Annotated in this window: 22 protein-coding genes and 1 pseudogene; 12 read left to right on the forward strand and 11 right to left on the reverse strand. The window is 74.4% G+C overall.

The window, feature by feature from the left end; genetic code table 11:
* Positions 1-110 precede the first annotated feature (110 nt).
* Positions 111-947, reverse strand: coding sequence for an alpha/beta fold hydrolase (locus ACIQ87_RS16710; protein ID WP_402406750.1), 837 nt, complete (start codon positions 945-947; stop codon positions 111-113).
* Between the two features lie 274 nt (positions 948-1,221).
* Between ACIQ87_RS16710 and ACIQ87_RS16715 the strand changes: the two genes are divergently transcribed.
* From ACIQ87_RS16715 to ACIQ87_RS16725, 3 genes are all read left to right on the forward strand, one after another.
* Complete coding sequence (locus ACIQ87_RS16715) at positions 1,222-1,944, forward strand: alpha/beta fold hydrolase (protein WP_402406753.1); 723 nt, start codon at positions 1,222-1,224, stop codon at positions 1,942-1,944.
* Positions 1,945-1,976: 32 nt separating this feature from the next.
* Positions 1,977-2,534, forward strand: coding sequence for a Dps family protein (locus ACIQ87_RS16720; protein ID WP_402406756.1), 558 nt, complete (start codon positions 1,977-1,979; stop codon positions 2,532-2,534).
* A gap of 110 nt (positions 2,535-2,644) precedes the next feature.
* Entirely contained in the window at positions 2,645-3,106 is a 462-nt protein-coding gene (locus tag ACIQ87_RS16725) for an SsgA family sporulation/cell division regulator (protein WP_402406758.1), read from the forward strand.
* Between the two features lie 148 nt (positions 3,107-3,254).
* Here the strand turns inward: ACIQ87_RS16725 and ACIQ87_RS16730 are convergent, their stop codons facing one another.
* The 3 genes from ACIQ87_RS16730 to ACIQ87_RS16740 form a co-directional block, all read right to left on the reverse strand.
* Positions 3,255-4,019: a hypothetical protein gene (locus tag ACIQ87_RS16730; RefSeq protein ID WP_402406761.1), complete on the reverse strand. Its 765-nt coding sequence runs from the start codon at positions 4,017-4,019 to the stop codon at positions 3,255-3,257.
* A gap of 149 nt (positions 4,020-4,168) precedes the next feature.
* Positions 4,169-4,651 carry a DoxX family protein gene (locus ACIQ87_RS16735; RefSeq protein WP_402406764.1) on the reverse strand — a complete coding sequence of 161 codons (483 nt, stop codon included), beginning with the start codon at positions 4,649-4,651 and terminating at the stop codon, positions 4,169-4,171.
* A gap of 28 nt (positions 4,652-4,679) precedes the next feature.
* Positions 4,680-5,342 (reverse strand): hydrolase, encoded by a 663-nt coding sequence (locus ACIQ87_RS16740; protein WP_402406766.1) that lies wholly within the window; start codon positions 5,340-5,342, stop codon positions 4,680-4,682.
* Between the two features lie 316 nt (positions 5,343-5,658).
* Here ACIQ87_RS16740 and ACIQ87_RS16745 point away from each other — a divergent pair, with 316 nt between their 5' ends.
* From ACIQ87_RS16745 to ACIQ87_RS16765, 5 genes are all read left to right on the forward strand, one after another.
* Positions 5,659-7,539: an amidohydrolase gene (locus ACIQ87_RS16745; RefSeq protein WP_402406952.1), complete on the forward strand. Its 1,881-nt coding sequence runs from the start codon at positions 5,659-5,661 to the stop codon at positions 7,537-7,539.
* 94 nt (positions 7,540-7,633) lie between these two features.
* The gene (locus ACIQ87_RS16750) at positions 7,634-8,320 is read left to right on the forward strand and encodes a YoaK family protein (RefSeq protein ID WP_402406769.1); all 687 of its coding nucleotides are present in this window, start codon (positions 7,634-7,636) and stop codon (positions 8,318-8,320) included.
* Between the two features lie 127 nt (positions 8,321-8,447).
* Entirely contained in the window at positions 8,448-11,174 is a 2,727-nt protein-coding gene (locus ACIQ87_RS16755) for an AAA family ATPase (protein ID WP_402406772.1), read from the forward strand.
* A 152-nt stretch (positions 11,175-11,326) separates the two neighbouring features.
* Positions 11,327-12,343, forward strand: a complete 1,017-nt coding sequence (locus ACIQ87_RS16760; RefSeq protein WP_402406775.1) for a helix-turn-helix domain-containing protein — start codon at positions 11,327-11,329, stop codon at positions 12,341-12,343.
* 118 nt (positions 12,344-12,461) lie between these two features.
* A complete protein-coding gene (locus tag ACIQ87_RS16765) occupies positions 12,462-13,454 on the forward strand; it encodes an alpha/beta hydrolase (protein ID WP_402406777.1) in 993 nt (330 codons plus the stop codon).
* A 292-nt stretch (positions 13,455-13,746) separates the two neighbouring features.
* Here the strand turns inward: ACIQ87_RS16765 and ACIQ87_RS16770 are convergent.
* Positions 13,747-14,103, reverse strand: a pseudogene (locus tag ACIQ87_RS16770) (ATP-binding cassette domain-containing protein); the annotation flags it as partial.
* Between the two features lie 439 nt (positions 14,104-14,542).
* Here ACIQ87_RS16770 and ACIQ87_RS16775 point away from each other — a divergent pair.
* Positions 14,543-15,766, forward strand: a complete 1,224-nt coding sequence (locus ACIQ87_RS16775; protein ID WP_402406778.1) for an MFS transporter — start codon at positions 14,543-14,545, stop codon at positions 15,764-15,766.
* Here the strand turns inward: ACIQ87_RS16775 and ACIQ87_RS16780 are convergent.
* The 4 genes from ACIQ87_RS16780 to ACIQ87_RS16795 all read right to left on the reverse strand — a co-directional run bounded on the left by ACIQ87_RS16780 (position 15,750) and on the right by ACIQ87_RS16795 (position 19,845).
* Positions 15,750-16,394: a hypothetical protein gene (locus ACIQ87_RS16780; protein ID WP_402406781.1), complete on the reverse strand. Its 645-nt coding sequence runs from the start codon at positions 16,392-16,394 to the stop codon at positions 15,750-15,752. The genes ACIQ87_RS16775 and ACIQ87_RS16780 overlap by 17 nt on opposite strands.
* 185 nt (positions 16,395-16,579) lie before the next feature.
* Entirely contained in the window at positions 16,580-17,869 is a 1,290-nt protein-coding gene (locus ACIQ87_RS16785; protein ID WP_402406783.1) for an MFS transporter, read from the reverse strand.
* Positions 17,870-17,881: 12 nt separating this feature from the next.
* Positions 17,882-18,358: a hypothetical protein gene (locus ACIQ87_RS16790; RefSeq protein ID WP_402406785.1), complete on the reverse strand. Its 477-nt coding sequence runs from the start codon at positions 18,356-18,358 to the stop codon at positions 17,882-17,884.
* A gap of 122 nt (positions 18,359-18,480) precedes the next feature.
* The gene (locus tag ACIQ87_RS16795; RefSeq protein WP_402406788.1) at positions 18,481-19,845 is read right to left on the reverse strand and encodes a right-handed parallel beta-helix repeat-containing protein; all 1,365 of its coding nucleotides are present in this window, start codon (positions 19,843-19,845) and stop codon (positions 18,481-18,483) included.
* Between the two features lie 40 nt (positions 19,846-19,885).
* Between ACIQ87_RS16795 and ACIQ87_RS16800 the strand changes: the two genes are divergently transcribed.
* The gene (locus ACIQ87_RS16800) at positions 19,886-21,103 is read left to right on the forward strand and encodes a Dyp-type peroxidase (protein WP_402406791.1); all 1,218 of its coding nucleotides are present in this window, start codon (positions 19,886-19,888) and stop codon (positions 21,101-21,103) included.
* 110 nt (positions 21,104-21,213) lie between these two features.
* Complete coding sequence (locus tag ACIQ87_RS16805; protein ID WP_402406794.1) at positions 21,214-21,978, forward strand: phosphotransferase enzyme family protein; 765 nt, start codon at positions 21,214-21,216, stop codon at positions 21,976-21,978.
* A 114-nt stretch (positions 21,979-22,092) separates the two neighbouring features.
* Here the strand turns inward: ACIQ87_RS16805 and ACIQ87_RS16810 are convergent, their stop codons facing one another.
* Together ACIQ87_RS16810 and ACIQ87_RS16815 are read right to left on the reverse strand one after the other, a co-directional pair.
* Entirely contained in the window at positions 22,093-23,352 is a 1,260-nt protein-coding gene (locus tag ACIQ87_RS16810) for a cytochrome P450 (RefSeq protein WP_402406797.1), read from the reverse strand.
* 102 nt (positions 23,353-23,454) lie between these two features.
* Entirely contained in the window at positions 23,455-24,093 is a 639-nt protein-coding gene (locus tag ACIQ87_RS16815; protein ID WP_402406799.1) for a TetR/AcrR family transcriptional regulator, read from the reverse strand.
* An 88-nt stretch (positions 24,094-24,181) separates the two neighbouring features.
* Between ACIQ87_RS16815 and ACIQ87_RS16820 the strand changes: the two genes are divergently transcribed.
* Positions 24,182-24,616, forward strand: coding sequence for a DUF4345 domain-containing protein (locus ACIQ87_RS16820; protein WP_402406802.1), 435 nt, complete (start codon positions 24,182-24,184; stop codon positions 24,614-24,616).
* Positions 24,617-24,686 lie beyond the last annotated feature (70 nt).

Below are 24,686 nucleotides of genomic sequence, written 5' to 3' on the forward strand. Positions count from 1 at the left end.
GGGCGCGGGTGTGTGGCGGCCGGTACCGCCGTCACCACTGGGCCTGGAGCGGCGACGGCGGTACCGACGTCTGTGCGGCCGGCCGCGGTCGGGGCGGTCGGCCGTCCGGGCTACTTGGCGAGGAAGGCGAGCAGCGCGGCGTTGACCTCTTCGGCGTGGGTCCAGAGCAGGCCGTGCGGGGCGCCCTCGATCTCGACGTAGTCGGCGGCCGGCAGGGCCTTGTGGAAGACGCGCGCGGTGTTGTCGATCGGCAGGGTGCGGTCGCCGGTGCCGTGCAGGATGAGGGCGGGCACGTCGATGCGGGCGACGTCGGCGCGGAAGTCGGTGTACCAGGTGGTCGGCGCGGCCGAGGCGGCGAAGGCGCCGCCCGAGGTGGCGACGTTCCAGCTGTTGCGGACGGCCTCCTCGCTGATCCGGGTGCCGAGGTTGTCGTCCAGGTTGTAGAAGTCGTTGAAGAAGTCGGTGTAGAAGGCGAAGCGGTCGGCCTTCACCGCGGCGACGATGCCGTCGAAGAACTCCTTCGGGGCGGCGCCGTCCGGGTTGTCGTCGGTCTTCAGCAGGAACGGCTCCAGGGAGGCCAGGAAGGCGACCTTGGCGACGCGGGCCGAGCCGTACTCGGACACGTAGCGGGCGACCTCGCCGGTGCCCATGGAGAAGCCGACCAGGACGGCGTCGCGGACGTCGAGGGTCTCCAGCACGGTGTTCAGGTCCGCGGCGAAGGTGTCGTAGTCGTAGCCGGTGGTCGGGTGCGAGGACCGGCCGAAACCGCGGCGGTCGTAGGTGATGACCCGGTAGCCGGCGTCCAGCAGGGCCGCGCTCTGACGCTCCCAGGAGTCACCGTTCAGCGGGAAGCCGTGGATCAGCACGACCGGCTGGCCGGTGCCGTGGTCCTCGTAGTAGACGTCGATGGAGGTGGAGTTCTCCTGGCCAACGGTGATGTACGGCATGGGGTTTCCCTTTCCTAACGCAGCGGGGGGGCTGCAACGGGACCACGCTAGGCGCCGGCGGATCCGCCCGGTTGCCTGTGAGAGCACCCCGAGTCGTCCCAGAGCGCCGAGCCGGGGCGGGAGTTGACGGCAGACGGCCCGACTTCCGTTCGGTGCACGGACCGACCGCAGTCAGTGCGCCGTCGGAACAGGCCGCGGCAGCCGCGTTCCTAGCCTGAGGAGCACGGAAAACACGTGACACGAGGGCCTCGGTGAGGCCTCAGTGAGGACATACATGACGAGGAACGACATGCCCACCGTCGTGCTGGTGCACGGGGCCTTCGCCGACGCCTCCAGCTTCGCCCGGGTGATCCCGGAGCTGCTGGGCGACGGACTGAAGGTCGTGGCGCCGGCGGTGCCCAACCGCAGCCTGATCGGGGACTCCGCCTACATCGCGTCGGTGGTCCGGCGGATTCCCGGGCCGGTCGTGCTGGTCGGCCACTCCTACGGCGGCGCGGTGATCACCGTGGCGGGCGCCGAGGAGAACGTCAAGGGCCTGGTGTACCTGGCGGGTTACGCGCTGGAGGAGGGCGAGAGCCTGGGCAGGCTGCAGGGCGGCTTCCCCGAGTCCGAGCTCGCCACCGCCCTGGTGTACACCCCCTTCCCGCTGGCGGACGGGGACGAGGGCACCGACGTCTCGGTGGAGGTCGACCGTCTTCCGGAGATCTTCGCGGCCGACGTCGACCCCGCGCTCGGCCGGGTCCTCGCCGTCACCCAACGTCCGCTCGCCGCGGCGGCGTTCAGCGAGCCGGCGCCCACCGCCGCGTGGCGGGACAAGCCGTCCTGGGGCATCGTCGCCGGCGCCGACCGGACCCTCAACCCCGAGGTCCAGCGGTTCGGCTACCAGCGGGCCGGCGCGACCACCGTCGAGGTGGACTCCTCGCACCTGGTGATGCTCTCCCACCCCGGGTGCGTCGCCGACGTGATCCGCGAGGCCGTCCGGTCCGTGGCCGACTGACCACCCCCGCACACACAGAACCCAGGAGCACCATGACCAACCAGCAGCCGCGCCTCCACCAGCACGGTCCCGAGATCCAGGAGTTCGGCACCGTCACCCAGCTGCCGATCGCGCTCTCCCACGACGCCCGGCAGTACTCGTGCCAGCGGCTCAACCGGGTCCTCGCGGACACCCAGTTCCTGTACGGGCTGTACAAGAAGTACCACTGGGGCATGCGCGGACCGACGGCCTACCAGCTGCACCTGCTGTTCGACAAGCACGCCCAGGAGCAGCTGGAGCTGGTCGACGCGCTCGCCGAGCGGGTGCAGAGCCTCGGCGGCGTCGCCGTGGGCGACCCCCGGCACGCCGCCGAGATCACGGGCGTGCCGCGCCCGCCGGACGGCATCGAGGGCGTGCACTCGATGCTCTCCCGCCTGCTCGACGCCCACGAGACCATCCTCGCCGACGTCCGCGACGCCGCCACCCGCACCGCGGAGCTCGGCGACGACGGCACCCAGGACCTCCTGGTCTCCCAGATCATCCGCACCGGCGAGACCCAGGTCTGGTTCCTCGCCGAGCACCTGGTCGTCGCTCCCGGTACCGGGGAGTGACCGCGGGCCGGGCCTGTTCGTCGGCAGGCCCGGCTCCGCTCAGTGCCGGGCCCGTTCGTCGGCGGGCCCGGCACTTTTCTCGTTTCCGCCCATCGTCCTCGGAGGTACCCGTGCCCGGCCGCCATCCGTTCACCGGTCACGGCCCCGCTGCGGCCGGGGACTGCGCCACGCCCGTCCTGAACGCGCAACTCAACATCGGGGACGGGAGGTTCATCGACCTGCCGGTGCGTTTCGTGTACCGCGCGCGGGCGCCGTTCTCCGTGGTCATGGAGTTCCCCGGCTCCGACCCGGCGGTCGGGACGTGGGAGTTCGCCCGCGACCTGCTGTGGAAGGGCCTGCACCGGCCGGCCGGGATGGGCGACGTGCGGTTCGCCCCGCCGTGCCGCTGCCACGGCCGCCGGCTGCTGCGGATCACGCTCAGGGGGGACGACGGCACCGCCTCGATCGACGTCCCGGTCGAGCCGGTGCACAGCTGGCTCCGCGAGCGGAGCTTCGCCCTCGTGCCGCGCGGCGGCGAGGCCGAACTGATCGACTGGGACGCCGAACTGGGCAGGCTGGCCGGTGGCCGCTGAGCCGGCCCCGGGCACGGTTCCCACGAACTGTCGACCGACATGCGCGAATCGGCTGTGCCCGTACCGGATTTCCGGTACGGGCACAGCCGATTCGCGTTCCGTCACCGGACTCCGGACTCCGGAGCCCGGAAGCCGCGCGGGGCGCCCGCTACAGGGTCCGGCGCACGCCGGCCTGCTGCTCCAGCCGGTTCAGCTGGCCGGTCAGCCCCGCGTGCATGGCGTCCCGCACGGGGCCGCTGCGCCCGATCCACAGGACCTCCCGGCCCCGCAGCTCCTCCAGCATCAGGGCGTAGGCCGCGTACATCGCGACCGCCGCGAGGAGCATGCCGAGCGCGCCGGCGAGGTGCCCCAGCCAGGCCTCGCCCGAGACGCCGTAGAGGCCGGCGACGAGGTAGCGCGGCACGGCGATCATCAGGAGCACCCACAGCACCCTCTTCGGCCTCGCCACCGAGGCCATCAGGGCCGCGAAGACGGTGAACACCAGGTTCATCACGCCCAGTACCCGGGCACCGCCGGGGGCATCCGACGCCGTGACCAGGCCGTTGGCCAGCCAGGCCCCGGCGAACCCGCCCATCAGCGTCGCCGCGATGACGTCGCGGGCGCCGAACGCGAGGATGCTGACCAGCAGTTGGAGGACGAACGCGGAGAACAGCGTGAGCGCCACGGCCTGCCGGTACGCGCCGTCGACCAGGCCGAGCTGCAGGCTGCTGGCCACGGTGGAGGAGATGGCCACCGTGAAGAAGCCCAGGGGCATCGGCGAGGCGATGGGCCGCAGGGTGAGCCGTGTCATGGCGTGCAGGTCCGGCTCGTGGCCGGGGCCCGCCGCCCGCTCCGCGCCCGTGGGCGCCCCGCTCCCGGCCTCCGTCGGGCCCGGCTCGCGTACGCGCGTCTCTTCCGCCGTCGTTGTCGTCATCATCTCGCTCCCTGCTCTTGGTACTTCGCGTACTTCGGGTACTTCGGGTACTTCGCGTGTATGCCGACGGGCTCGGGCTCCGGGTGGTCTTCCCACCCGGGGCCCGAGCCCGTTCGGTGTCGGCTGCCTGACCGCGGTGCCGACCGGGGTCAGTCGCGGTGCAGGGCGAGCCGGGTCGCCAGTCCGCCGCCCACGCCGGCGACGACGGCGGCGGGCAGGCACCACAGGGGCCAGTCGGCGAGGCCGAGCGCCCCGTCGACGGACCACTGTCCGGGGCCGGTGGCGGTGAGTGCCGCGCCGGTGGTGATCAGGACGAACGGGAACTCGTACCCGTCGTGCTGGACCCACAGGCCGTGCGGCCACTTGACCGTCAGGGCGACGGTCATCACCCCCATGACGCCCGCGCCCGCCAGCGGGGTGAGCAGACCGGCGGCGAGCATCAGCCCGGCGCCGATCTGGGTGCCGCCGGCGGTCACCGCGGTGAGCTTGCCACCGCGGAAGCCGTCGCCCCGGAACTCGGCGCTACCGCCGTCGAGTCCGCCGCCACCGAGGTGGAAGCTGACCTTCTGGACGCCGTGGCCCGCGATGAGCAGGCCGACGACCAGGCGCAGCAGGAGTAGACCCGTGTTCATGTCGGACTCCGTCGGATCGATGGGTCCGTCAGCCGGCGGCGTGCGGGTTGATCATGGACTGGGCGTAGACCAGGCCCATGCCGTAGGCGCCGCCGTGCTCCTTGACGAGCTCGGTGACCGCGACGTAGGTCTCGGTGCGGGCCCAGTCGCGCTGGAGCTCCAGGAGGACCTGGATCCAGGTGACGGGGACGGCGCCGGCGGCGGTCATCCGCTGCAGGGCGTGCTCGTGGGCGGACGGGGTGACGCCGCCGGAGGCGTCGGCGACGACGTAGACCTCGTAGCCCTGGTCCAGCGCCGAGAGCGCCGGCAGGACGAGGCAGACCTCGGTCCACAGGCCGGAGAGGATGATCTTCTTGCGGCCGGTGGCCTTGACGGCCTCGACCAGGGCCTCGTCCTCCCAGGCGTTCATCGTGGTGCGGTCGATGATCTCCTGGTCGGGGAAGACGGCCTTCAGCTGCGGCAGGATCGGGCCGGAGAAGGACTCGGCGGCGACGGTCGACAGGACGGTCGGCACGCCGAAGACCTTCGCGGCCTTGGCCAGTCCCTCGGTGGCGTTGATGATGGCGGTGCGGTCGCCGCTGCCGGTGCCGAAGAACATCTGCGGCTGGTGGTCCACGAACAGCATCATCGCGTTGTCCGGGGTGAGCAGGTCCGGGCTCGGGGCGGCGTGGACGTTGGCGAAGTCGACCATGGGTCTTCTCTTTCTCGTGAACGAGGGGAAAGACGCGGGGAATTGACACCACGTCAGGCTTGGCCCCGGCCGGATCGGCGGGGCTTCGCGTCAACGACACTAGCCCGCGATCGGCGGGAGGTTCTGCTCGCTCTGCGCCCGGGACTGTTCCGACAACGCACCACCGGCCGCACCCGCCCGGCCGGCCCGCGTCAGTGCGCTGCCGGGCAACCGGCCATGCGCTGCGAAGAACCTCGCCCCACCGCCGCCTGCCTACGTTCGCCGGGTGGCCTCGCGCCGAATCACCCACCCAACGAAGGGGCTCCCCTTGTCCACCATGCCTGTCGCCGGCGTCCGCCCCGGCACTCCCGACGAGCCCGCCGACCTGGTCGTGCGCAACGCCAAGGTGTTCACCAACGACCCGCGCCGCCCGCAGGCCACCGCCGTGGCCATCCGGGACGGACGGATCCAGGCCGTGGGCGACGACGCGGACGTCGTCCCGCTGGTCGGCCCCGGCACCCGGGTGGTCGACGCGCTCGGCCGCCGGGCCGTCCCCGGCCTCAACGACGCGCACCTGCACGTCATCCGCGGCGGCCTCAACTACGTGATGGAGCTGCGCTGGGACGGCGTCCCCACGCTGCGCGAGGCCCTGACCATGCTCCGCCGGCAGGCCGAGCGCACTCCGCCCGGCCAGTGGGTGCGGGTGGTCGGCGGCTGGTCGGCCGACCAGTTCGCCGAACGGCGCCTGCCCACCCTGGCCGAACTCAACGCCGCGGCCCCCGACACCCCCGTCTTCGTGCTGCACCTCTACCAGTCGGCCCTGCTCAACAAGGCCGCCCTGCGCGCCGCCGGCTTCACCCGCGACACCCCCGACCCGGTCGGCGGCCAGATCGTGCGCGGCAACGACGGCGAGCCCACCGGCCTGCTGATCGCCGCCCCCGGCGCCCTGCTGCTCTACTCCACCCTCGCCAAGGCGCCGATGCTGGACGAGGCCGACCGCATCGGCTCGACCCGGCACTTCCTGCGCGAGCTCAACCGCTTCGGCCTCACCTCCGCGATCGACGCGGCCGGCGGCTTCCAGGCCTTCCCCGAGAACTACGGCACCGTCATGGAGCTCGCCCGCCGAGGCGAGCTGAGCCTGCGCATCGCCTACCACCTCTTCCCGCAGACCGCCGGGCAGGAGCTCGACGACCTCAAGCGCTGGGTCGACACCGTCCGCCCCGGCGAGGGTGACGAGTGGCTGCGCCTCAACGGCGCGGGGGAGAACCTCACCTGGGCCGCCGCCGACTTCGAGAACTTCACCGAGCCGAGGCCGCAACTGGGCGCCTACGAGACCGAGTTCGAGAAGGCCGTCCGCCTGCTCATGGAGAACGGCTGGGGCTTCCGCCTGCACGCCACCTACGACGAGACCATCCGCCGCGACCTCGCCGTCTTCGAGAAGCTCGCCGCCGAGGGCCTCTTCCCCCAGGGCAACCGCTGGCTCTTCGACCACGCCGAGACCGTCAGCAAGGACAGCCTCGACCGGATCGCCGCCCTCGGCGGCGCCGTATCCGTCCAGAACCGCCTCTCCTTCCAGGGCGAGGCCTTCGTCAACCGCTACGGCGCCCCCGCCGCCGCCGAGGCGCCGCCGCTGCGCGCCATGCTGGACCGCGGCCTGACCGTCGCGGCGGGCACCGACGCCACCCGGGTCTCCTCCTACAACCCGTGGGTCGCCCTGCACTGGCTGGTCTCCGGCCGAGCCGTCTCCGGCCGGCGCCTCGCGGCCGAGCACAACCGGCTCGACCGCGCCCAGGCCCTGGAGCTCTACACCCTCGGCGGCGCCCGCCTCACCGGCGAGGAGGACATCAAGGGCCGTCTGACGGTCGGCAGTTACGCGGACCTCGCGCTGCTCAGCGCCGACTACTTCACGGTGCCCGAGGCCGACATCCCGCACATCGAGGCCGTCCTGACCGTCGTCGGCGGGCGCATCGTCCACGCCGCCCAGGAGCACGAGGGCCTGGCGCCCGAGCTGCCGGAGATCTCGCCGTCCTGGAGCCCGGTCACCGAGTTCGGCGGCTACCACGCCACCCCCGCCCCCAGCCTGGCCGCCGGCGTCCGCCAGGCCGAGGGCGTGCTGGAGGCCGTGGCGGCCTCCGGCGAACAGCACGCCTGGCGCCAGGCGCGCGGCCTCGCCCTGCCCGGGCAGCCCCAGGTGCCGATGGACCCCTGCTTCTTCTGACGAGCCCGCCGGTTCCGTCACGGGGCACCGCCTGGACCAGGCGGTGCCCCGCCCGCTTCCCCGCTTCCCCACGCCCCCCCCACGAGGAGCCGTCGTGACCACGCCCCCGCCGCCGCAGCCGTCCGGACCGCAGATCCACGACCGCCACCCGCTGGCCCTGGCCCTGTTCGTCCTCACCCTGGTCAGCGGACTGATCGACGCCGTCAGCTACCTCGGCCTCGGCCACGTCTTCACCGCGAACATGACCGGCAACGTCGTCGTCATCGCCTTCGCCCTCGCCGGAGCGCCCGGCTTCTCCGTCACCGGCTCCCTGACCTCCCTCGCGGCCTTCCTGCTCGGCGCGGGCGTGGCCGGCCGCCTCGCCACCCGGCACGCCGGATCCCCCCGCGCCGCACGGCTGCGCACCGCCTTCGTCCTGGAGGTCGGGCTGTACGGAGCCGCCGCGGCCGTCGCCTTCGCCCGGAGCGTCGAGGGGCCCGCGCAGTACCCGGTGATCGCCCTGCTCGCCCTGGCGATGGGCATCCGCAACGGCACCGTCCGCGGCCTCGGCGTGCCCGACCTCACCACCACCGTGCTGACCCTCACCCTGACAGGCCTGGCCGCCGACTCCCGCCTCGCCGGCGGCACCGCCCCCCGCCAGCGCCGGAAGATCCTCTCCGTCGTCACCATGCTCGCCGGCGCCGCCCCCGGCGCGGTCCTCGTCCTGCACGGCCAGATCGCCTGGGCCCTGGTCGCCAGCGCCGTCCTGTCCGGTCTCACCGTCCTGCTCTACCGGGAGTGACCGCAGCCGCGGGACGGCCCCGCCGCGCCGTTCCCGCCGCCCGGCCCGCGACCTCGGGAGCGGTTCCGGCGGGCGGTAGCCTTGGGTCCCCGGTGAGCGGATCGGCCGGGTCGAGGGAGAGGCACCAGTGACGGAGGACAGGCGGTTTCCGGTCCTGGTCGGTCGGCAGCGGCAGACGGAGCTGCTGACCGCGGCACTGGTCCAGGCCGAGGACGGCGCGAGCGGCTCCACCGTCCTGCTGCGCGGCGACGCCGGTGTCGGCAAGAGCACGCTGATCGCCTGGGTGGAGCGGATGGCGCGCGAGCGCGGGTTCACCGTGCTGCGCGCGGTCGGCGCGGAGGTGGAGACGGACCTCGCCTTCGGCGCCCTCCACCAGGCCTTCTGGTCGCCGCTCCAGCGTTCCGGCGCGCTGTCCGCGCACCAGCGGGAGGCCCTGGAGAGCGCGTTCGGCGTCCGCTCCGGAACCCCGAGCGGCTTCGCCGTCGGCGCCGCCGCGCTGGCCCTGCTGCAGGAGGCGGTGCGGACCGCCCCCGTGCTGCTGCTCCTGGACGACCTGCACTGGATCGACTCGTCGAGCGGGACCGTCTTCGCCTTCCTGCACCGGCGGTGCGCCGAGCTGCCGGTGGCGATCGTCGGAGCCACCCGCCCGGACAGCGCGGCCGCCCAGATCTGGTCGGCCGAGGCCGTCGACGTCCCGGCCCTGCCCCCGGCCGACGCGGCCCTGCTGCTGGGCACCCGCTACCCCGAACTCGCGCCGCCCGCGCGCGAGCGCGTCCTCGCCGAGGCGGCCGGGAACCCGCTGGCGCTGGTGGAGCTGCCGCGCCAGCTGGCGGCCGCCCAGCAGCGGGGCGCCGCTCCGCTGCCCGAGCGGCTGCCGCTCGGGCGCAAGCTCGAGCGGATGTTCGCCGAACGCCTGGGGACGGTCACCCCGGAGGTCGGCCGCCTCCTCCTGCTCGGCGCCCTGGCCACCGGCCCGGACTCCGGCAGCGCCGAGTGGCTGCGCGCCCTCGCCGACGAGAACGCGCGGGAGATCCTGGCACGGATCGAAGAGGAGGGCCTGGCCCGCCTCGACCCGGCCGGACAGCTCGTCTTCCGGCACCCCCTGGTCCGCACCGCCGTCGTCTCCGCCGCCTCCGACACCGCGCGCCGGGAGGCGCACCGCGCCCTGTCCGACGCCCTCGCGCCGGAGGACCCCCGGCGGCTGGTCCACGAGGCCGCCGCCGCGCTGCTGCCCGACGAGGACCTCGCCCACCGCCTCCAGGAGGCCGGCCGCGACCTCGCCGCCCGGGGCGGCGAGGCGGAGGGCGCGCTGCTGCTCGAACGCGCCGCCGTCCTCAGCCCCAGCGGGTGTGACCGCGTCCGCAGGCTCACCTGGGCCGCGGTGATGGCCGCCCGCGGCGGGCAGCTGCGCCACACCGCGGCACTGGTCGAGGAACTGAAGAGCGGTACCGTCCCGCAGGACATCGACCCGCTGTTCTCCTACGCGGTGGTCTACGCCGACCAGAGCCACCACGTCGACTTCGAGTCCTCCGCCGCACTGCTGCCCGCCGCCCTCGACGCCCTGACCGCGCCGGGCGCCGACACCTTCGGCGGGCTGGTCGAACAGGTCTACTTCAAGCTCCTCCTCGCGGCCACCTACACGGACGACCCCTGGGCCTGGCGCGCCCTGGAACGGCACCGGGAGAACGTCTCCGAGGTGGGCCGGCTCTGCCTGCGCGCCTGGACCGACCCGGGCCCGGACGCGGCCGCCGCCCTGCTGGCGACGGCCGAGGGCCTGACCGGGGAGCGGGAGGCCGGCGCGGCCTGGCTCCTGCTGTGGACCTCCTCCGCGCTGGACTGGCCCGACGGCGACCTGTGGCAGCGCTTCACCGGCCTGCACGGCTACGCCACCCAGGGCTCGGTCGCCAAGGCCAGGGCCCACCAGGACTACCTGCTCGGACACTGGGACCGCGCGGCCGTCTGCCTGCGCGAGGCCGAGATCGCGGACGAACTCGGCTACCACACCAACGCCCTGATGTTCCGTCAGTACCACGCCCACTTCCTCGCCGGCCGGGGCGACGAGGCCGGCCTGCGGGAGGTCGAGCGGACCGTCCGGCCGATCGCCACCCGCGCCCGGATGCGGTACGTCCTCGACCGGCTGACCCATCTGCGCGGCCTGGCCGCGCTCGCCCACCGCCGCTACGAGGAGGCGTACGGGCACTTCTCCGAGCTCACCCCGCCCGGGCGGCTGTCCGGCGGCCGGCCCTGGCACCACACGCTGGTCCTCGACCTGGTGACGGCCGCCGTGCACACCGGACGGCACGACGAGGCCCGGACCCACCTCGCGGCCGGAGCCGCGGCGCGCTCCGCCGAGATCTCCGGACACCACGCCTTCCTGTGCGCGGCCGCCACCGCCCTGGCCGCGGACGACGAGGAGGCCGACGCCGCCTACGAGGCCGCCTTCGCCGTCCCGGGCGCCGAACAGTGGGTGTTCGACCTCGCCCGGCTGCGACTCGCCCACGGCGCGTGGCTGCGCCGCCGCCACCGGCCCGGCGCCAGGGAGGCGCTGCGCGCGGCCCACCACGCGTTCCGCCGCCTGCGGGCCACCCCCTGGGCGGCGCAGTGCGAGGAGGAGCTCCGCGCCGCCGGGGACTCGGCGGTCCCGCCGCAGACCGGACCAGCCACCGCGGCGTCCGAGCTGACCGGCCAGGAACTGCGGATCGCCCGGCTGGCCGCGACCGGGCTGACCAACAAGGAGATCGGCCGCCAGCTCCAGCTGTCGCCCCGCACCGTCGGGGCCCACCTCTACAAGATCTTCCCGAAGCTCGGCATCACCACGCGGGCCGCCCTCGCCCACGCCCTCGACGGGATCTGACCTGCGGGCACGCCCGCCCGGCCGGGCCGGCGGGGCCGCCTCGCCGGACTCCACCCAGGGCCGTCCGAACACGTCAGTCAGATGACCTACCGACCCGCCGCACCGGCGGGCCACGCTGAGAGTGCGCGGGACTCCGGCGGAAGGGCGGTCAGATGGGCGTGCGAGTGACGACGGCTTCGGTCGCGGACGGCGACAAGGCGGCCTTCTGGAGCGGGGCGCTCTCCCGGTCACTGGTGCCGCTGGAGGTGCACCCGCTGACCGGGCGGCCGTTCGAGGGGCTCCTGGAGTCGCACCGCCTCGGGTACGTGCGGATCTCCACCCTGGAGGCCGACGCGGCCCGGCTCTCCCGCACGGCGGCGCTGATCGCCCGGACCCCGCGCAGCGAGCCGCAGGTCGGGGTCGGCGTGCAGGTGGTCGGCCGGGCCGTCCTGGAGCAGGACGGGCGCCGCGCCGAGGTGCCGCCGGGCGGGCTGGTGCTGTACGACACGGCGCGCCCGTACGCGGTGGACTACCCGGAGCGGTTCCGCACCCACCTGTTCCACCTGCCGCGCCGGCTGCTGGGAGTGCCGGAGCACGACCTGCGGCACGCCTCGGCGACGGCCGTCGGCCCCACGGAGGGGTGCGGGCCGGTGATCCTGCCGTTCCTGGACGTCCTCGCCGCCTCCGCGCACTCCTACCCCGCCGCCGTCGGCGACCGGCTGGCCGGCAGCGTCGCCGACCTGGTCACCGCACTCGTCGCCCGGCTGGCGCCGCCCCGGGCCGCCGACGAGCCGGGCGCCGGGACCGCGCACCCGGTCCGGCGGGTACGGGAGTACATCGACCGTCACCTGGGCGACCCGCAGCTGTCCCCGGAGAGGATCGCCCATGCCCACCACATGTCCGTGCGCCACCTGCACCGGCTCTTCGAGGGCGAGGGCGTGACGGTGAGCGGCCTCGTACGGCAGCTGCGCCTGGACGCCTGCGCCCGCGAGCTGGCCCGGCGCGGCCGGACCGCGCCCACGGTCTCGGCCGTCGCCCAGCGGTGGGGCTTCGTCAACGCGGCGCACTTCAGCCGCAGCTTCCACGCCGTGTACGGCGTCTCGCCGCGCGAGTGGCGGGCACGCCCTGACGACGTGCGGACGTACGACGTAGGCCCGCACGAGGCGCGTCCGCACGACGAAGCCGGCTGAGGCAGGCGCCGCCGACCCGCCCGCCGCCGACCCGCCCGCCGCAGGGCACGAACAGGCCACCACGGCCGGGGCACACACGGAACCGCCGTGCCCGTCGACCGAAGCCAGGAGCGAAGAGTTGTCCGACCCCACCCCCCAGCCCGACCGGCGCCCCGTACTCGACCGGGCGTTCCAGGAGTTCCTGGACGGCCGGGCCGGCCGGTCCGCCACGGAGCTGCCGGACCTCTCCTTCCTCACCGCCGAGCATCTTCCGGGCGACGGCGAGTTCGAGGATCCGGACGATCCTTGCGACATCGAGTCGGAGTGGCTCGCCCTGCCCGGCGGTGCGGCCGGGCGGGTGCGCGTCCAGGTGACCAGACCCGTCGGCGCCGCCCGGCCCAGTCCGGTGGTGCTGTTCCTGCCCGGCCTGGGCTGGTCGCTCGGTGATGCCGACTGCTACGCCCGGCTGGTGCGGGAGTTCGCGCTGGGCACGGACGCCGCCGTCGTGTACGTGGACTACGCCCGGGCCCCGGCGGCGCGGTACCCGGTGGCGGTGGAGCAGTGTTACGCGGCGGCTCGGTGGATCCATGAGCACGGGCATGAGATCGGGTTGGTGGGGGAGCGGATCGCGGTCGTCGGGGATTCGGCGGGGGCGAACCTGGTGGCGGCTTTGACGCTGCTGGCCCGGGAGCGTGGTGAACTTCCGCTGGTCCATCAGGTGTTGCTCTGTCCGGTGACCGACACGGACTTCGACACGCCCTCTTATCGCCGGTTCGCCACCGGTTACTTCCTGCACCGTGAGCACATGCGCCGGTTCTGGGACGACTACCTGCCCGAGCGGGACCGGCGGATGGAGGTGACGGCCGCGCCGTTGCGGGCGTCGCTGGAGCAGCTCGCCGGGTTGCCGCCGGCGCTGGTGGTCACCGCGGAGGCCGATGTGTTGCGGGACGAGGGCGAGGCCTACGCGGCCAGGCTCCGGGCGGCCGGGGTCCCGGTGGTGGCCACGCGTTACCAGGGGGCACTCCACGGCTTCCTGCTGATCGGTGCGAGCCGCCCGACGGGCACCGCCCGGGCCGCGTTGATCCAGGTCGTCGACACCGTGCACATGGCGCTGCACAGCCGACCCTGGTGACTCACCAGCACCAGCATCACCGCCGAGATCTCGCTGACCCACGGCGACGACGACGAGTTCTCGCTCTCCGCGGTCCTGCGCCCCGTTGCGCTTCGGGTACGTCGCCATCAGCTCGTCGCGCAGGTCCTTCGCCAGGCACGGCTCCTCGTGCCGGCCCAGCAGTTCCGCCAGCAGGTCGCCGAGCAGAGGCCGGTGCGAATCTCCCTTCGCACCGGCCTTCGTCGTGCGGGCGGCCGGGGCGGCCGGGGTAGCGGTGGTGGCCGGGGTGGCCGGGGTCGTGGGCTCAGCCGGTCTCCGCCACGGTGCGGTCGAGGTCCAGCAGGTCCAGGCGCTGCGAGAGGTAGGCGATCCGCCCGTCGTTGCGCGTGATCTCCCCGCCGTCCGGGACGAGTTCGCCGGTGACCAGCTTGAGTAGGGTGCTCTTGCCCGCGCCGTTGGGCCCGGTCGGCGCGATGCGCTCGGGGCCGCGGACGCTGAGGTCGACGCCGCCGTCGGCGAACACCGGCCGGCCGGCGTGGCGGACCTGCAGGCCCCCGCCGAGGAAGAGGTCGCGCCCGGCGGGCACCTGGGTGTCGGGCAGGTCCAGGGAGAGGCGCTGCTCCTCGCGCAGGGCGCGTCCGGCCTCGTCGAGCCGGGTCTTGGCCTCTGCCTGGCCGTCGACCTGGCCCAGTGAACCCGGCCGGCATGGCTGCGGCGTGAGGGTGGTGTGGCTCCGGCGCGCGGCCGTCGGGGAGAGGCGCCGGACCGACGGGGGAGCGATCCGGCGCCCGGCTCGGAGGCGAGGGCGAGGCCTCGCGGTGCCACCCGGCGAGGGTCGACCGGGAACGCAGCGTCACGGCGCGTCCGAATCTGTCGACCTGTCAGCAGATGCTACCGGGGATTTGTTGATCTGTCCATGAAGAAGGGGTGTCGGTGGGAGTCAGCCCGCCGGCCTCCTGTGCGAGATCCGCACGGAAGTGCCCTAGCATGGCCCCGTGTTCCTCTCTCGTGACTAGGGCCCCAGGCAGCGACCGCACCCCGGTGGTGCGGCCATTCGGCGTCCCGGTACACCGGCGCGCGGTGCGCGCCATCCTTCGAGGAACACCTCCATGTCTTCGTCCTATGCGACGGTCCTGCGCACCCCTGGCGCGGTCCGGCTCTTCGGCGCGGCCCTGATCGGCCGCCTCTCCTACGGCATCGTCCCGCTCTCCCTCCTGCTGGCCGTCACCGGCGCGACCGGCTCGTACGCCCGGGCCGGCTGGCTGACGGCGCTGTTCGCCGGCTCCAACGTGCTGCTCTCGCCCGTCCGGGCCGGGCTGGTCGACCGCCACGGCCCGCGCCGGGCGCTGCCGCCGATGGCGGCCGGGTACGCGCTGGTGCTGCTCGCCCTGGCCGCCGCCACCTGGCGTCCCGGCGTCCCGTACTCGGCCCTGCTCGCCCTCGCGGTGGCGGCCGGCGTGCTCGCGCCACCCCTCGGGCCGGTCACCCGGGCGTGCTGGAGTGCCCTGCTGTCCGATCCCGAACTGCGCCGACGGGCCTACAGTCTGGACACCGTCGCCGAGGAACTCCTGTACGTCACCGGCCCGTTGTCGGCCGGCCTGATCGCGGCCGGGACGGCCCGCCCGGGGCTCGGGCTGGTGCTGGGTGCCGTCCTTGTCCTCTCCGGCACCCTCGCCCTGGCCGCCTCGGTGCGCGGCGGGCCGCATCAGGTACCCGTGAACTCCCGTGCGGCAGCGGGCCGTTCGCATCCCTGGCGACTGCTGTCCAGGATCCGTCAGCCGCTCGCCGCCGCGGCCGGTGCCGGGGCCGGACTCGGCGCCTTCGGTCTGCTGGCGGTGGTCTTCGCCCAGCGGCACGGGCAGGCGGCCGACGCCGCCTGGGTGGAGGCCGCGCTGGCGGCCGGGAGCGCGGTCGGCGGTCTCGCCCTGGGCGCCCTCGACTGGCGCGCTCCGGCCAGGGTCCGGCTCGCCGTCCTCTCCGCGGCCTTCGGCGGCGCACTGGCCCTGACCGCCGTCGCCCCGACGTTCCCGCTCCTTACGGCGGCAGCCGCCCTGGCGGGCCTGACCGTCGCCCCGACCCTCACCACCGCCTATCTGCTCACCGACGAACTCGCCGAGCCCGGCCGGCGCACCCGGGCCGGCGCCTGGGTCAACGCCTGCTTCAACGCGGGGAGTTCAGGCGGAACGGCGCTGGCCGGCCTGCTCGCCGAGCGCCTGCCGCTGTCGCTGTGTCTCGTCCTCGCCGCGACCCCGGCCCTGGCGTCCCTCGCCACCGCCCGGACCCGGGCCACCACCCCGTCCGACAGCCGCCCGCCGGTCACGCCCCGCGTGTGATCAGCTCCTTCACGCCCTCCGCGAGGGCCTTGCTGGTCCGCCACCTGCGGAGGAACGGGTCCGCCGCCAGCTCCGCGACGACCGAGGACAGCCAGGCGTCGTCACCGAGCCGGTCGACGCGCCCGAGATCGACGATGTCGCCCAGCAGTTGGTGCAGCACCGTGATCTCGGGCGCCGGGTACCACCGCCGGTGGTGGACGAACCGGGGGCTCCACATGTCGTAGGGGTGCCGGACCATGGCGCGCAGGCAGGAGCCGTGGGCGCCGATCGCGGAGCGGTGGCCGCCCGCCAGCAGCCCGCCGACCGGAGTGCTGAGGAACCGGCCGCTGGTGACGGCGAGTTGCAGGCTCATCAGGCGCTTCCACGGCACCAGGAACGGTTCGTGTCCGGCGACGCGGTGCTCGAACCCCTCGGGGAGGACGGCGAGGTACGCCCTGCTCTCGTGGTCGCCGATGAACCAGGCGCCGTCGATCCGCACCAGCGGGCCGAGACCGACCGGCGGCGCGTCGGCGTCGAGCGTGTCGGCGTCGAGCGTTTCGGCGTCCGGCGCGTCGGTGGCGGGCGCTTCGGTGGCGGTCACGTCCGAGGCGGTCGACCGGCCTGCGGCGGTGGGGCGGTTGGCGTTCACGGCTCTCCTCAGGACGGGCGGCAGCTGCTCGCCGACCAGGCTTCCCGGTGCACCCCCTGGCCACCATACCGGCCGACCGGGGGTGTTGAGCGGGAGGACGCGAAGTTCCCCCCGTCGGCGCCGTGGGCCCTGGGGCGTGTCCGACAATTCGCGCCGGGCGGGCGACGGGAACCGTCGGACACGCCCTACTCCTCGGAGTCCGCGGCGGCGGAAGCCTCGGCCGGGGCCTGGGCCGGAGCGGCCTCCAGCGCCGTCATCCGGGGGAGCAGGAGCAGCACCGCGACCAGCAGGACCAGCAGCAGGGTGCCGCCGACGAAGAGCGGGGTGCGGATGCTGACGACGGAGGCGATCCAGCCGCTGAGGGCGGCGCCGGTCATGATGCCGAGGCGGCTCAGCAGCATGTAGCAGCTGTTGACCCGGCCGAGCAGTTCCTTCGGTACGGCCTGCTGGCGCAGCGAGATCGCCTGGATGTTCCAGGTGACGATCCCGAAGCCGATCACGCCGTACAGCGCGGCCACTTCGGCCACCGAGGTGTTCAGGCCCATCAGGATCAGCGAGACGCCCATCAGCAGGAAGGCGAGGGCGATCCGGGTGCCCCGGCCGAGCAGCCGGCTGAGCCGGCCGGCCAGGGTGCTGGCGGCGGTGCCGCCGATGGCGCCGGCCGCGAGCACGATGCCGTAGGAGGCGGCCGGTGCGTGGATGACCTTGGTGACCATCAGGACCATCATGGTGGTGCCCATGAAGCAGGCCAGCGCGCCGAGGGTGGAGAGCACGGCGAGCATCCGCACGTCGCGGTGGTGGAACAGCCAGTCGACGCCCTCGCGGATCTCGGTGAGCACCGGTCGGCGGTCGGCCCGGGTGCGCGGGGCGGTGGAGCGGCCGGTGGCGGCGACCAGGACGGCGGCGAGGGCGAAGGACACGCCGTCCACCGTGAACGGGGAGGCGACGGCCACGGCGAACAGCGCCGAGCCGAGCAGCGGGCCGACCAGGTTGCCGCCGACCAGCATGTTGGCCTGCATCCGGCCGTTGGCGGCGTCGAGTTGGTCGGGTCGGACCAGCTCGGGCACGGCCGAGGTGGCGGCGTTGGAGAAGACCGTCTCGCCGCAGCCGAGCACGAAGGCCAGCGCGGCGAGCGCGACCAGGGGCGGGTCGGCGAGGAAGACCCAGCCGGCGAAGCCCAGGACGACGACGGCGCGCGCGGCGTCGATCGTCCACATCAGCCGCCGCCGGTCGGCCCGGTCGGCGAGCACCCCGCCGTACAGCGACATCACCAGGAAGGGCAGCGACGCGGCGACGGAGACCACGGAGACCGCGCTGGGGGAGTCGGAGACGGCCACCGCCAGCAGCGGCAGGGCGGAGTCCCGCATGCCGTCGCCGACCGAGGATATCGCCGACGCGGACCACAGCAGATTGAACTTCCGGCCCAGTTGGGGGCGGGTCTTGGACGGTTTTTCGGCCAGGTCAGCTGAGGTCACCGACGCAGTATGTCATGTCCGCGGAGGACTGTTCGGGTGGTTTCTGAACTGCCCGGGGTGTCCCGAACTGTCCGTGTCGGCAAGGGTGTCGGGCTCATCCGGGGGTGTCCGGAGTGTCCGGTGGGTTCCGGCTTCCGCCGGGTCCCGGGCGGCGGTGCTCCCGCCGGGCGTTCGGCCGAGCCCCGAGACGCCCTTGACCAGCGTCGTCACCCCGCCGGCCGGAGCCGGGCCCGGCACCACCCGTCGGGCGCGGTGTTCGGGCACCAGGGCGGCGAGCAGCCGGCCGACCACCGTGCCGCCCGCGCGTGCCGCGGCCACCGGCCACCGGGCCGGCCGGGACAGCGTGGGCAGTCCTTTTCCGGCCAGCGAGAAGGCGTTCACCACCGCCCCGCAGAGCCGGGCGTCGGGCAGGAACTCCCGGGCCGTCCAGCCGGTGCCGACGGCGTACCGGGAGACGGCCGGGCCGCCCACCCCGGCGGCCGCGTTCACGAAGCCGCCGGCGGCGCCCGCGACCAGGGCGCCGCCGGTCCCGCGCGGCGCGGCCGTCAGGCCCCCGCACGCCCACCCACCCCCTCGGGCCCGCGCGAGCGCGAGCCCGGACGGGGCGGGGGTCAGTGCTTCGGGAGGGCGTCCGCGGACTCCGGCAGCGGGTAGGCGCCGGCGTCGACCGGGCCCGGCAGGTCGGTCGCCGGCACGCCGGGCGCGCCCGGGTCGGGCAGCGAGGGCTGGGCGGGCGGGGCCGGCACCTGGCTGAACGGGATGCCGGGCGGTGACTGGACCGGGCTGGTGCGGCCGAACGGCGGGGCGGTCCGGCCCTGGACGGCGCAGCCCGCCAGCGCCTCCAGGCCGTCCGGGCTCTGGACGCCCGGCTGGTTGCCGGTGAAGCAGTTGCCCGGGTCGGCGGAGGCCAGCACCAGGTCGGTGCCGTTGCCGGCGGCCCGGTTGCCCTCGATCCGGTTGCCGCTCGCCGGGTGCCCGGGTGGGTCGGTGACGACGATGCCGGCCGCGCGGTTGCCCTGGACCAGGTTGCGCTGCACCTGGTTCTCCGTGCCGCCGCCGATCCCGATCCCGATGCCGTACGCGCCGTCGGCCTGCTGGGGGGTGTCGGTGGCGTTGTTGTCGGTGACGACGTTGCCCACGATCACCGCGCCGTGCTGCGGGGCGAGGGCCTCCAGGTCGTTGGAGTTGACGGTGACGCCGACCCGGTTGCCGGTGACCCGGTTGCCGACCACGGTGAGCCCGTCGGAGGCGTTGGTGATCTCGATGCCGACGGCGTTGCGCTCGACGGTGTTGCCCCGCACCAGGGTGTCGCAGGGCTTGCACTGGCCGACGTAGATGCCGGAGTCCGCGCCCCCGGAGGCGTACGAGTTCTCGATGACGCCGCCGCGCGCGTCGAAGGCGTAGATGCCGTACAGGCCGTTGTTGTACGCGGTGACGTTGCTGGCACGGAAGCCCTGGACGACCGGGAAGCGGACGGTGTCCAGCGGGTTGTACGCGGAGCCGCCGGCGCCGTGCTGCTGGAGCTTCTCGTCGGTGACGCCGGTGAACAGCACGCCGTTGGCGAGGTAGCCGTGGACGGTGAGGTTCTCCACCACCGAGCCGGGGCCGGAGGCCGTGATGCCGTTGACCAGCCGCAGGCCGCCGTCCAGGACGACGGTGTTGCGGTCGGTGCCGCGCAGCACGATCTTGGGCTTGGTGAGGCGGACGCTCTCCCGGTAGGTGCCCTGGTCGACCAGCACGGTGTCCCCTTCGCGGGCGACGTCCACGGCCTGCTGGATGGTCGGGAAGTGCTGCGGGACGCGGATGACCGTGCCGTCCGGGTGCTTGGCGTCGGAGGAGGACGAGCCGCCCGAGGAACAGCCGGAGAGAACGGGGAGGAGGGCGAGCACGGCGGCGGTGAACAGGGCGGGCAGCCGCCTGGCGGTACGGGCCCCGCGTGGGGGAGTTGCGGTCGGGTCCGGGTGACGTGTGGTCAAAAGTTGCATACGGCGTGTTCTATCGTCTCCAATGTCGCCCATGCATGCCGAAGCCGGAAAGGCGCAGGACCAGCCACCGACCGCCGGGACCGGTGTGGGGCGAAGGGCACTGATCACGGGCGGGGCGCTGGCGGCCGCCGGGCTCGGCGCCGGGGTCACGGCGCTGGCCCTGGACGGCGGCGACCTCCACGGCGGCGGGCCCGGACGGGAGGCGCCGCCGGAGCAGCCCCCGGTGCCCTTCCACGGCGAACGGCAGGCCGGGGTGACGGCCGCGCAGCAGCCGGCCACCCAGCTGCTCGCGCTCGACCTGGCGCCCGCCGCGACCTCGGACGGACGGGCCGCCCTGCGCGGCCTGCTCGGCGAGTTGACCCGGGTGCTGGCCGAGGCGTCGGGCGCCGGCCCGGCGGACGCGCGGCTGCGCGACGGCCCGCCGGCCCGGCTGACCGGCCTGGTCGGGGTCGGGCCCGGGCTCGCCGCCCGGCTGGCGCTGAACGTTCCGCCGGTGCTGCTGACCGAGCTGCCCGCCTTCCCCGGCGACCGGCTCGACCCGGCGCGCGGCGGCGGCGACCTGGTGCTCCAGCTCTGCGCGGCGGACCGCTGGCCGCTGTCCGTCGTCGCCGAGCAGGTGGACGCCGTGGCCAGGGCGGCGGGCGCGACGGTGCGGTGGACCCAGTCCGGCTTCCTGGCCCGGACGGCCGGCGGCGCCACGCCGCGCAACCTGTTCGGCTTCAAGGACGGCACGGCGAACCCGGACGGCGAGCAGAGCGGACAGTGGGTCTGGGGCCCGCCGGGGCCGCACGAGCACGGCACGGTGCTGGTCTACCGCCGGATCCGGATGGACACCGCGGCCTTCGCGGCCCTCCCCGGTGACCGCCAGGAACAGGTGATGGGCCGCCGGGCCGGCGACGGCTCCCCGCTCACCGGCACGGCGGAACACGACGAGCCGGACATCTACGCCAAGAACCCGGACGGCTCGTACCTCATCCCGGCCACCGCGCACGTCCGCCTCTCCAGCCCCCGGCTGGACGGCGGCGCCCGGATGCTGCGGCGGGGCTACAACTACGACGACGGCCCGGGTGACCGCGGCCTGCTGTTCTGCGCCTTCATGCGCGACCCGGCCCAGTTCACCCGCGTCCAGAACCGGCTGGCCGCGCGCGACGCCCTGAACGCCTTCGTCGAGCACACGGCCTCGGCGGTGGCCTACGTGCTGCCGGGCGCGCCGGAGGGCGGGACGCTGGGGGAGGTGCTGTTCGGATGAGCGGGGCGGGGGAGCGACCGCCGCCCTCGTCGGCCCAGGAGCCGCCGTGGCCCGGCGACGAGCCGCCCGCGCCCGGTGAGGAGCCGCCCGCGCCGGGTGAGGAACGGCCTTTGTCCGGCGGGAACATGAGCGCCGGCGTGGTCCGGGTCGGGGACACCGTGCGGCGCCCGGCCGGGCCGTGGACGCCCGCGGTGCACGCGCTGCTGGAGCACCTCCACGCGGTGGGGTACCGGGCGGCGCCGCGCCCGCTCGGCCTCGACGCGCAGGGACGCGAGGTGCTGACGTACCAGCCGGGCCGGGTGCTCTGGCCGGACCGCTTCCACCTGCTGGACCGGTCCGAGAGGCTGGCCGGGGTGGCCCGCCTGATCCGGGAGTTCCACGACGCCGTCCGGGACTTCACGCCCCCGCCGGACGCCCACTGGCAGGTGCTGATGCCGCCCGACGGGGCCGACATCATCGCCCACAACGACCTCGCCCCGTGGAACCTCGTGGTCGGCGCCGGGCACCAGTGGTCCTTCATCGACTGGGACACGGCCGCCCCCGGCACCCGCCTGTGGGACCTCGCGTACGCGCTGCACGGGTTCCTGCCGCTGTCGGCGCAGCCGGACTGGCGGCTCGCCGACGCCGACGCGGCGGCCCGGCTGCGGGTGTTCGTCGACGCCTACGGGCTGGACGAGGCCGAACGGCGCGCTCTGGTACCCCTGTTGGGGCAGCGGGCCCTGGCCATGCACGACTTCCTGCGGGATCGGGCGGGCCGTCGCGTCGAGCCCTGGGCGAGGCTCTGGACGCAGGGGCACGGGGAGGTCTGGCGCGGCGATGCCGAGTACATCGAGCGGCGCCGGGAGCGCTGGCTGGGCGCCCTGCTCGACGGCTGACGCCGAGCGGGGCGCCGAGGGCACTCCTGGCCGCGGGTTGGCCGCGGGTTGGCCGCGGGTTGGCCGTCGGTCGGTCGGGGGTTGGCTGCGGGTTGGTCGTGGGTTGGTCGTGGGTCACCAGTCCACCGGCAGGCGGGCCGGGCTGCGGGTGGTGCCGCCGAGCTGCCAGGCGAGTTCCGCGACCGGGGTGGTGAGACGCAGGCCGGGCAGCGCGGTGGCGAGGCGGTGCAGGGACTCGCGCATCTCCAGCCGGACCCGCCAGGCGCCGATGCAGTAGTGCGGGCCGGAGCTGAACGCCAGGGTGGGGGCGGGCAGCGGGAGGCCGAGGTCGGTGTCGAGGCCCTCGGGGTAGACGGCCGGGTCGCGGTTGGCGCTGCCGAGGCTGATGGCGACGACCGAGTCGGCGGGGATGGTGACGTCGCCGACCTCGATCGGCGCGGTGGTGCGGCGGATGGTGGCCTCGTCGTCGCCGAGCGGGATGTAGTGCAGCAGGCGTTCGGCGGTGTGCTCGGCGACGACCGGGTCGGCGAGGAGCGGCCAGTGTTCGGGACGTTCGCCGAGCACGTACACCAGGGCGTTGGCGAGCGCCCCGGCGACGCTCTCGTTGCCGCTGGCGGTGAGTCCGGCGACCAGGAAGACGAGGGAGTCCTCGGGGACGCCGCCGTTCTGGTCGGCGGCCCGGACCAGCCGGCTGACCAGGTCGTCGCCGGGCTCGCGGCGCCGGCGGGCGACCAACTCGGCCATGAAGGCGCCGAATTCGGCGAGGGTGTCGCCGTGGTCGGCGCCCGCCTGCCGCTCCGGACCCTCGCCCGGGCCCGCGCCGGGCCCGTCGCCGGGCCCGTCGCCCGGCTCCTCGCCCTGGGCGAGCAGGGCGAGGGTCCAGCGGTGCAGCCGTTCCTCGTCCAGGTGGTCCGGCCCGTCCCCGTCGAGCCCCATCAGCCGGGTGGTGACGGCGAACGGCACCGGCCGGGCGAACGCGGGGACGAGGTCGGTCGGCGGCCCGGCGGCGACCAGCCGGTCCACGGACTGCTGGACGGCGGCGGCGACCCACGGTTGCCAGCCGGCGATGGCGCGCGGGGTGAAGGCCCGTTGGACGGTGCCGCGCAGCCGGCGGTGGGCGGGCCCGTCCTGGTTGAACAGGGACGCCGGGTTGGCGGCCACGTCGGCGGTGGCACCGGCGGTGCCGACGTCATGCAGGTCGGCCCGGGTGACCCGGGGGTCGCCGAGGACCTGTCGGACGTCGTGGTAGCGGGTGATCAGCCACGCGGGGGTGCCGTCCGGGAGGGTGGTGGGGTGGGGCGGCTGGGCGGGGGTGGTGGGGAGCCGGTGGAGTGGAGGGAGGGTGGTCCGGGAGGCGGCTGTGACGGAGTCCATGGGTCCCTTCGCGGGTTCGGAGGTCCGGCTGGTCGAGGGGAGCTGGAGCATTCAATTGTCGTATGTTCATAGGGAATTGGATGCTTGTGGCGCTTCTCCCCGTTACGCCCCGATGGTATGCCCTCGGTGCCCCCAGTCGGGTGCAGGATCGGTGGGCAGCAGCGGCCGGAGCGCGCCCAGCACGGCGCCGATGCAGGCGTCCCGCAGCTCGGTGCGGGTGCAGGTCTCCTCGGTCAGCCAGTCGATGACCAGCACCCGGACGAACACCAGCCAGCTGCGCAGGACCTGCGACACCGCCCGGCGCGCCCGCTCGTCCGCGAGCGGGAGGACGCCGAGCAGTCGGCCGCGCAGGGCGTCGAGCTCCTCGTCGATGATGGTCTGGATCACCTGGTCACCGGCCAGCACGCGGTTGGCCGCGAGTACGGCGTGCCGGTTGGCGATGAAGTAGTCCAGGTGGGCGTCCATGCCCTCGACCAGCTGCTCGACCAGGGTGTCGGCCGGGTCGAAGCGGGTCCTGGTGAGCAGGCCGTCGGCGGCCTCCCGGTAGACCGCGGCGAAGAGGTCGTGCTTGCTCGCGAAGTGCCGGTAGAGCAGCGCGCGGGAGACCCCGGCCTTCTCGGCGACCTCCTCCATCAGCACGTCCTCGTACGGCCGTTCGGCGAAGAGTCGGGCGCCGGTGGAGATCAGTTGGGCGCGTCGCTCGGCGGGGGAGAGGCGCCGGCGTCGTTCGTGGACTGGCATGCGCGCCAGGTTACTTGACACGTGTCTACTTGTCGGCGCAGCTTAGTGGACACGTGTCAACCAGACCTCTGGAACGGGTGGGTGGGTCATGGCCAAGGCGTTACGGGTGCTCGCGTGGACGATGGGGGTCGCCTGCGTGGCGATCGGTTTCGTCCACATCCTGCTGGGGAACGCCGCGATGCCCGGCATCGCGGACGCCGGACCGACGGCCGGCAGCTTCGGCCGCTTCATGGGAGCGGTCTTCGCCGGGTACGGGGCCGCCTGGATCCAGGCGGCCCGGCAGGCGCCGGTACCCGCCCGGACGGTGCGGTGGCTGGCGGCGGTGTTCCTGCTGGGCGGCCTCGCGCGGGTGTTGTCCATCGTGCTGGACGGCCGGCCGCACTGGTTCCAGCTGGTGCTGATGGCGCTCGAACTCGGTCTCGCGCCGGTGTACTTGTGGCTCGCCGACGCGGACGAGCGGGCGGCGCGCGGCGGGAGCCGGGTCGGGGTCCGGCCCACCGGGGCTCAGTCGACCGGGGCGTAGCCGACCGGATCTCGGCAGGCCGGGGCTCAGTCGACCGGGGCGTAGCCGACCGGATCTCGGCAGGCCGGGG

Source organism: Kitasatospora sp. NPDC096204 (assembly GCF_044763205.1).
Lineage (GTDB): Bacteria > Actinomycetota > Actinomycetes > Streptomycetales > Streptomycetaceae > Kitasatospora.

What these genes read in the sequence shown, in the direction of transcription:
- ACIQ87_RS16820 (WP_402406802.1), top strand. Translation starts at nt 24,182, where the DNA reads ATGGCCAAGGCGTTACGGGTGCTCGCGTGGACGATGGGGGTCGCCTGC.
- ACIQ87_RS16760 (WP_402406775.1), top strand. Translation starts at nt 11,327, where the DNA reads ATGGGCGTGCGAGTGACGACGGCTTCGGTCGCGGACGGCGACAAGGCG.
- ACIQ87_RS16715 (WP_402406753.1), top strand. Translation starts at nt 1,222, where the DNA reads ATGACGAGGAACGACATGCCCACCGTCGTGCTGGTGCACGGGGCCTTC.
- ACIQ87_RS16810 (WP_402406797.1), bottom strand. Translation starts at nt 23,352, where the DNA reads ATGGACTCCGTCACAGCCGCCTCCCGGACCACCCTCCCTCCACTCCAC.
- ACIQ87_RS16720 (WP_402406756.1), top strand. Translation starts at nt 1,977, where the DNA reads ATGACCAACCAGCAGCCGCGCCTCCACCAGCACGGTCCCGAGATCCAG.
- ACIQ87_RS16745 (WP_402406952.1), top strand. Translation starts at nt 5,659, where the DNA reads ATGCCTGTCGCCGGCGTCCGCCCCGGCACTCCCGACGAGCCCGCCGAC.
- ACIQ87_RS16815 (WP_402406799.1), bottom strand. Translation starts at nt 24,093, where the DNA reads ATGCCAGTCCACGAACGACGCCGGCGCCTCTCCCCCGCCGAGCGACGC.
- ACIQ87_RS16710 (WP_402406750.1), bottom strand. Translation starts at nt 947, where the DNA reads ATGCCGTACATCACCGTTGGCCAGGAGAACTCCACCTCCATCGACGTC.
- ACIQ87_RS16740 (WP_402406766.1), bottom strand. Translation starts at nt 5,342, where the DNA reads ATGGTCGACTTCGCCAACGTCCACGCCGCCCCGAGCCCGGACCTGCTC.
- ACIQ87_RS16775 (WP_402406778.1), top strand. Translation starts at nt 14,543, where the DNA reads ATGTCTTCGTCCTATGCGACGGTCCTGCGCACCCCTGGCGCGGTCCGG.
- ACIQ87_RS16730 (WP_402406761.1), bottom strand. Translation starts at nt 4,019, where the DNA reads ATGACGACAACGACGGCGGAAGAGACGCGCGTACGCGAGCCGGGCCCG.
- ACIQ87_RS16800 (WP_402406791.1), top strand. Translation starts at nt 19,886, where the DNA reads ATGCATGCCGAAGCCGGAAAGGCGCAGGACCAGCCACCGACCGCCGGG.
- ACIQ87_RS16735 (WP_402406764.1), bottom strand. Translation starts at nt 4,651, where the DNA reads ATGAACACGGGTCTACTCCTGCTGCGCCTGGTCGTCGGCCTGCTCATC.